This is a genomic window from Flavobacterium sp. AJR (assembly GCF_002156885.1).
Taxonomy (GTDB): Bacteria; Bacteroidota; Bacteroidia; order Flavobacteriales; family Flavobacteriaceae; genus Flavobacterium.
The window spans coordinates 1-7085 of record NZ_NCWQ01000136.1; the positions used below are offsets into that span (position 1 = coordinate 1).

General features: G+C 29.1%; 5 protein-coding genes. All 5 read left to right on the top strand.

The features are described from left to right. Positions 1–595 precede the first annotated feature (595 nt). The 5 genes from B8T70_RS22365 (at position 596) to B8T70_RS22385 (ending at position 7042) form a co-directional block, all read left to right on the top strand. Entirely contained in the window at positions 596–1672 is a 1077-nt protein-coding gene (locus B8T70_RS22365; RefSeq protein ID WP_165572116.1) for an MraY family glycosyltransferase, read from the top strand. A gap of 73 nt (positions 1673–1745) precedes the next feature. Beyond that, positions 1746–2879: a non-hydrolyzing UDP-N-acetylglucosamine 2-epimerase gene (gene wecB / locus B8T70_RS22370; RefSeq protein ID WP_086896286.1), complete on the top strand. Its 1134-nt coding sequence runs from the start codon at positions 1746–1748 to the stop codon at positions 2877–2879. Positions 2880–2911: 32 nt separating this feature from the next. Next, on the top strand, positions 2912–4135 hold the full coding sequence (wecC, locus tag B8T70_RS22375; RefSeq protein ID WP_086896287.1) for a UDP-N-acetyl-D-mannosamine dehydrogenase: 1224 nt from the start codon (positions 2912–2914) through the stop codon (positions 4133–4135). Positions 4136–4214: 79 nt separating this feature from the next. Beyond that, a complete protein-coding gene (locus B8T70_RS22380) occupies positions 4215–5726 on the top strand; it encodes a lipopolysaccharide biosynthesis protein (RefSeq protein WP_255398761.1) in 1512 nt (503 codons plus the stop codon). Next, on the top strand, positions 5723–7042 hold the full coding sequence (locus B8T70_RS22385) for a Coenzyme F420 hydrogenase/dehydrogenase, beta subunit C-terminal domain (RefSeq protein WP_207621558.1): 1320 nt from the start codon (positions 5723–5725) through the stop codon (positions 7040–7042). The genes B8T70_RS22380 and B8T70_RS22385 overlap by 4 nt, the downstream gene beginning before the upstream one ends. The last annotated feature ends 43 nt before the right edge of the window (positions 7043–7085 follow it).

Sequence of the window (7085 nt, forward strand, 5' to 3'; positions counted from 1 at the left end):
ATAATTGTTTAAGAACTTAATTTTAGTAAAAAAATGAACCATATCAATATTTTGAGCAGTATCTATGTTGTTGTTTGTGAGATCCTTATTGTTTATGTAAACGTTTTTTTGATAACTTCTAAATCAAAAAAAAGAATAAATTAGTTGATTTTGTGCTGCAAAATTTATTCAAAATAATATATGCTAAATAAGATTTAGTGTATATATCTAATTTTTCTATTAATCAACTCTTTTTCCGAATAAGATGTCCTTATTTAGGACATTATGCCACTTTTAATTCAGTCTTTTTTTTAAGCTTACAAGTACTTTTGTAAAAAATTAGCTACTATCTATTGGTGCTAAAAATAGCATGAAAGACTCCTTTTTAAGTACTGTATTTTAAAGTATTTACTTGTGATTTAATCTGCTTGATTTTCTTAATAATATATCCAAATAATAGCCAAAATGTGACTGGCTACGGGGGACCCTTTTCTATATTTTAAATATTCTATCCATTTTGTCTTTTTAGTTGTTATCGAAATTGCGTTTATCTATATCTGATAAACATCAAATCTAAATAAATTAAAAACACGATTTTATTATAAGTTTTATGCAAATGTTAATGACATATATTCTGAATTACTACTTTTTAGGAGCTTTTATAATAGTACTTTTTTCTTTTTTAGCGTCTTATAAACTATTTCCTATATTGATTCATTTAAGTTCTGTAAAAAAATTATCCAAAATACCAGAAGAAAGAAGTTCTCACCTATATAATACACCAACTATGGGTGGAGTAGGGATTTTCTTTGGTTTTACATTGACGTTTGCATTTCTAGGATCAATTTTAAATAAATATCTACAAATAGATACCTTATTAGATTTAACAGCCTCCCTTTTAATTTTATTCTTTATTGGTATCAAGGACGATTTATTAGTCATTTCTCCTTTAAAAAAATTAATAGCGCAATTCTTTGCAGCAGGAATTTTAATTCTGTTTTCAGATATATATATAACCAATTTTTATGGAATTTTTGGTATTCATGAACTTCCATATATTATCTCAATCATTTTTACTTTTTTTGCTTTTGTGGTTGTCATAAACGCTTACAATCTAATAGACGGTATTGATGGTTTGGCTGGCGCAATTGCCTTAATAATTAGTTTGTTTTTTGGATTCTATTTTTTAGCAAATAGACAATTCACGCAAATGCTGATTTCGTTTTCTTTGATAGGTCCACTAATTGCCTTTCTTAAATTTAATGTTTCCAAAACTCAAAAAATTTTTATGGGTGATACGGGAAGTATGGTAATTGGTTTTATTATAATGTATCAATCTATCAATTTCTTAACAATAAATGAGACTTTGGCAATTCCGTTTTCACTAGATAATGGACCTATTTTTATTTTAGCATTTCTTTCTTTACCCTTAACAGATACTTTAAGAGTTTTTATTATTAGAATTAAAAATGGACAAAGCCCTTTTAAAGCTGACCGTAATCACATTCACCATTACTTTTTAGATTCAGGATTGACACATATAAAAGCAACAATTATTATTACATCATTATCCTTAATTGTAATTCTAAGTGCATTTTTACTACAGAACGTAAATATCAATCTTGCTTTATTCTTAATTATTATCATTTCTTCTATTGTCTATCTGCCTTTAACATTGAGGAAGTCAAGATAATTAGTATGATAAAAAGTATTCTTTAGAGAATATCTAAAATTCAAATTATAACATAATAATTAAAATAATTAAAATGGCAAAAGTACTTATTGTATTCGGAACTCGTCCTGAAGCAATTAAAATGGCCCCATTGGTTAAAGAATTTAAGAAGTATCCAAAAACATTTACTACGAAAGTATGTGTAACAGCTCAACATAGAGAAATGTTAGATCAAGTATTAAACTTTTTTGACATTACTCCAGATTACGACCTTGATTTAATGAAACCAAATCAAGACTTATATAGCTTAACATCGGATATAATTATTAATATGAAATCTGTGTTAGAAGATTTTCAACCAGATTATGTGTTTGTACATGGAGATACCACAACAACTATGGCAGGAAGTATCGCCTCATTTTATAGCGGTGCTAAAATATGTCATGTTGAAGCTGGTTTAAGAACCCATAATAAATGGGCACCGTTTCCAGAAGAAATAAATAGACAGATAACAGGACGTTTATCAGATTATCATTTTGCACCTACCAAATTGTCTAAGCAAAATTTATTAAACGAAAACATTGCCGAAGATTCAATCATAATTTCAGGAAATACAGTTATTGATGCATTACTACAGAGTATAGATAAAGTAAATCAAGCACCGAGTAGTTTAATTCAAGAGCTATCATCAAAGCTTGGTGAAAAAGAAATGATTCTCGTGACAGGGCATCGACGAGAAAATCATGGAGATGGATTTATCCGTATATGTGAGGCATTAAAAACTATAGCAATGGATAATCTGGACCGAATAATTGTTTATCCAGTTCACTTAAATCCTAAGGTACAAGAACCTGTAAATCGAATTTTATCTGATATTCCTAATGTATTACTTATTAATCCTTTGGCTTATGAGGATTTTATTTGGATGATGAATCGATCTAAACTAATTATTACAGATAGTGGTGGTGTACAAGAAGAAGCACCTAGTCTAGGGAAACCAGTCCTAGTTATGCGAGATATTACTGAACGTCCGGAAGCGGTAGAAGCAGGAACTGTAATACTAGTTGGTACCGATAAAGAATTGATTATAAAAGAAACCTTGAATCTTTTAAATAATAAAGATCGTTTTGAAAGCATGAGTTCTTTACATAACCCTTATGGTGATGGGAATGCGAGTAATAGAATTGTAAATTTTATTGCAGAATTAGAAGGCACAGAAATAATATAGCGAGATAAACTCACGAATAAAAAATAATAACAATGAATCAACCAGAAGTTGTAATGATTGGTTTAGGCTATATAGGTCTACCAACAGCAGCATTAATAGCGTCTAAAAATATCCGTGTACTAGGTGTCGATATTAACCCTACAGTAGTAGATACTATAAATATGGGTAAAATTCACATTGTAGAACCACAATTAGATATTGCTGTTGAAAATGCTGTTAAAGCAGGTTTTTTAAAAGCTGCTACAACGCCAGTAGAAGCTTCAACCTATTTAATAGTTGTTCCTACACCTTTTAAAGGAAGAAATGAACCAGATATTTCATTTGTTCAAGCAGCTACAAAAAGTATTATCCCGATTTTAAAGAAAGGAGATTTGTATATTATAGAATCTACTTCTCCAATCGGAACTACTGAAAAAATGAGAGATTTTATCTTTAGTGAACGACCTGAATTAGAGGGTTTTTTAGATATTGCTTATTGCCCTGAGCGTGTATTACCCGGAAATGTTATGTATGAATTGGTATATAACGATAGAGTAATCGGTGGAATAGATGATAAATCAACAGAAAAAGCAATTGCCTTTTATTCAAGATTTGTACAATCTAAATTACACGCTACAAATGCGCGAACTGCAGAAATGTGCAAATTAGTCGAAAACTCGTCAAGAGATGTACAAATTGCATTCGCTAATGAATTGTCATTGATTTGCGATAAAGCAAACATAAATGTTTGGGAATTAATTGCTCTTGCTAATAAACACCCGAGAGTAAACATTCTACAACCTGGGTCTGGTGTTGGAGGACATTGTATCGCTGTTGATCCATATTTTTTGGTTTCAACATATCCGCTGGAATCTAAAATAATAAACACAGCCAGAGAAATCAACAATTTTAAGTCATTTTGGTGTGCTGAAAAAATTCAATCTACTAAACTAAAATTTGAATTAAAATACGGAAGAAAAGCTAGTATTGCTCTTATGGGATTAGCATTTAAACCAAATATTGATGATTTAAGAGAATCTCCAGCTAAATATATAGTTCAAAAAGTTTTGCAAGATGATAACAATGGAGAATATTTTATAGTAGAACCTAACATCACAGAACACAAAGTTTTTAAATTAACTAATTATGAAGAAGCAGCTCGTTTGGCTGATATAATCGTATTTCTAGTTAATCATAAGGAATTTAAAGAAATTGAGATTTCTGAAGATAAAGAGGTTTTAGATTTTTGTGGTGCTTTACAAGTTTTCGGCACATAAACAGCAAATCATTTCTGATCTCCTTAATAAATTAATTTAAAAGGAGAAGTCTAAGAATAGAATTTTAAAAACCAAAATATTGAATTCCAAAACTATAGCAAAAAACACAGTATTTCTTTATATAAGAATGTTTTTTACAATGGGAGTAACTCTTTATACTTCCAGAATAATTTTAAATACATTAGGGGTAGAAGATTACGGTATTTATAGTGTAGTGGGAGGAATCATAACTTTGTTTGGTTTTTTCAATAGCGCAATGACCTCGGCTACACAACGTTTTTTGTCTTTTGATATTGGTAAAAATGATTCAGAGCAACTGAAGAAAACGTTTAACGCAACGTTAAACATACATATAATCATAGGTCTTTTAATTTTAGTATTAGCCGAGACATTTGGGCTTTGGTTTGTAAATAATACGCTGAATTTGCCCGCAGAAAGAATGACAGCAGTTAATTGGGTATATCAGTTTTCAATTTTTACTTTTTTTTTAGGAATAATACAAGTACCATATGATGCATTAATTATCGCCCGTGAAAAAATGGGAATTTATGCAATTATGAGTTTTGTAGAAGTTATTTTGAAGTTGATAATAGTCTATTTACTTGTTATCTTTTCTTTCGATAAACTGATTTTATATGCTGGATTATTGTTTTTAGTGGCATTTATTATAAGAATGTCTCACAAAATTTATTGTAAGAGATATTATTCAGAAAGTAGGTATCAGTTTTATTTTGAAAAAGAATTATATCATAAATTGATTGCTTATTCAGGATGGAATTTATTCGGAAATATTGCTTCAGTTGCCAGAGGACAAGGTATAAACGTTATTTTAAATCTATTTTTTGGAACGGTACTAAATGCTACATATGGTATTACGCTTCAAGTTCAATCGGCAGTTAGTTTATTTGTAACTAATTTCCAGATGGCTGTTAATCCGCAGGTTATTAAAAATTATGCTCAAGGAAATATTGAACAAAGCAAAAAGTTAATCTTTCAAAGCTCTAAGTTCTCCTATTTTTTGATGCTCATAATTGTTTGTCCGATACTATTTAACATTGATTTTATTTTGAAAATATGGCTTAATAATCCGCCACAATACACTTCAATATTTGTTACTCTTTGCTTGATAGGTTTATTGATAGATTGTATCTCAGGACCTTTAATGACAGGAGCACAAGCTACAGGTAATATAAAATGGTATCAGATTATCGTTGGTATTTTAATCTTTTTGAATCTTCCTTTAGCTTATTTGCTATTAAAGATTTACAATAAACCAGAATTAATATATTACATAAGCATTACTATTTCAATTGTATCATTAATATTTAGACTTCGTTTTGTAAAAAAAACAATAGGCCTATCTATTACGAATTTTATGACAACAGTAATTTTGAGAATCTTTCTTGTAACACTACTATCAATAATTGGTTTTTTGTTTTTAAATAAGTTTATTACTCTATCAAATGAATGGCTACTGTTTTTTGCGAAGTCATTTTCTCTAATATTAATCGTGATTTTTAATATTGCTTTTTTAGGATGTAATGAAAATGAAAAAAGATTTATACAAAAAATTTTACATCTAATTAAATGAAAATAAAATATACTATCGAGGATATTGTAAATCAAGATTTGTGCACGGGTTGTGGTATTTGTGTATCTGAATCATCAGCAACCCTGAAAATGGAGTGGGATAAATTTGGCTTTTTGAAACCTGCAAAAATTGGTAAAAAAATTAATGAAAGTGCCATTAAAGTTTGTCCCTTTAACCCTATGCCAGATGATGAAGTAGAGGATGAAGATAAATTAGCAAATATTTTTTTGAGTAATGCAAAAAAAGCAAATAACAGGATAGGACGTTTTGAAAATACGTACGTTGGTTACTCAAACGAACATCGAGAGACTTCTTCATCTGGAGGATTAGCAACTTATGTATTCAGTAAACTATTGGAACATAATATTGTTGATTATATATTTATTGTCAAAGAAATTAATGGAACTTATGAGTATCAGCTTTTTAGTGATATATCTACAATAAATCAGATTTCAAAAACAAGATACATTCCAGTAACACTTGAAAAATTATTTCTGCAAATTGATAAAATTGATGGTAGGATTGCAGTATCTGGCGTAGCATGCTTTATTAAATCGATACGATTAAAACAATATTATAATCCTGAATTAAAAGGAAAAATTCCATTTCTAATTGGGATTATATGTGGAGGACTTAAGAGTAAATTTTTTACTGATTATTTAGTCCAAAAATCAGGAATTGTTTCAACTTATTCTAAACAAGAATATCGTATAAAAGATAGAGAAAGTACAGCTACAGATTACTCATTTGGAGCTTATGATGAAAAATATAATTTTCATCAAGTAAAAATGAGATCAGTTGGAGACATGTGGGGAACAGGACTGTATAAATCAAACGCATGTGATTTTTGCTCTGATGTTCTTACAGAACTTGCAGATATATCATTAGGAGATGCATGGCTTGATGAGTATCGAAATGAGGGGCTTGGTAATAGCGTAATAATTACCAGATCAATTATTGCTGATGAATTAATAAAAAATGGAATTCTAACCAATGAAATCTCTGTTAAAATTGTAGATGAAAATAAAATAATACAATCACAATTAGGTGGTTTTAATCATCGTCAAGATGCAATTGGTTTAAGAATAAAACTACGTAAATTAAGAGGGGAAATTATTCCATTCATTCGTAAAAGAGTGATAAAAGACATATCCATTCCATTTGCAATCGTTCAATTAAATAGACTGATAGTAAGAAAAAAAAGTTTAATCGAGTGGCAAAAAAAGCCAAATTTAAATGTTTTTGAAAAAAAAATGAAATTAATGATGTTTAGTCTTAAACTCACAAGTTTATTATATCGAAAACTAAAAAAATAATAAAAAATATAATAATGAAAATTGGAATTCTTACCCAGCCTTT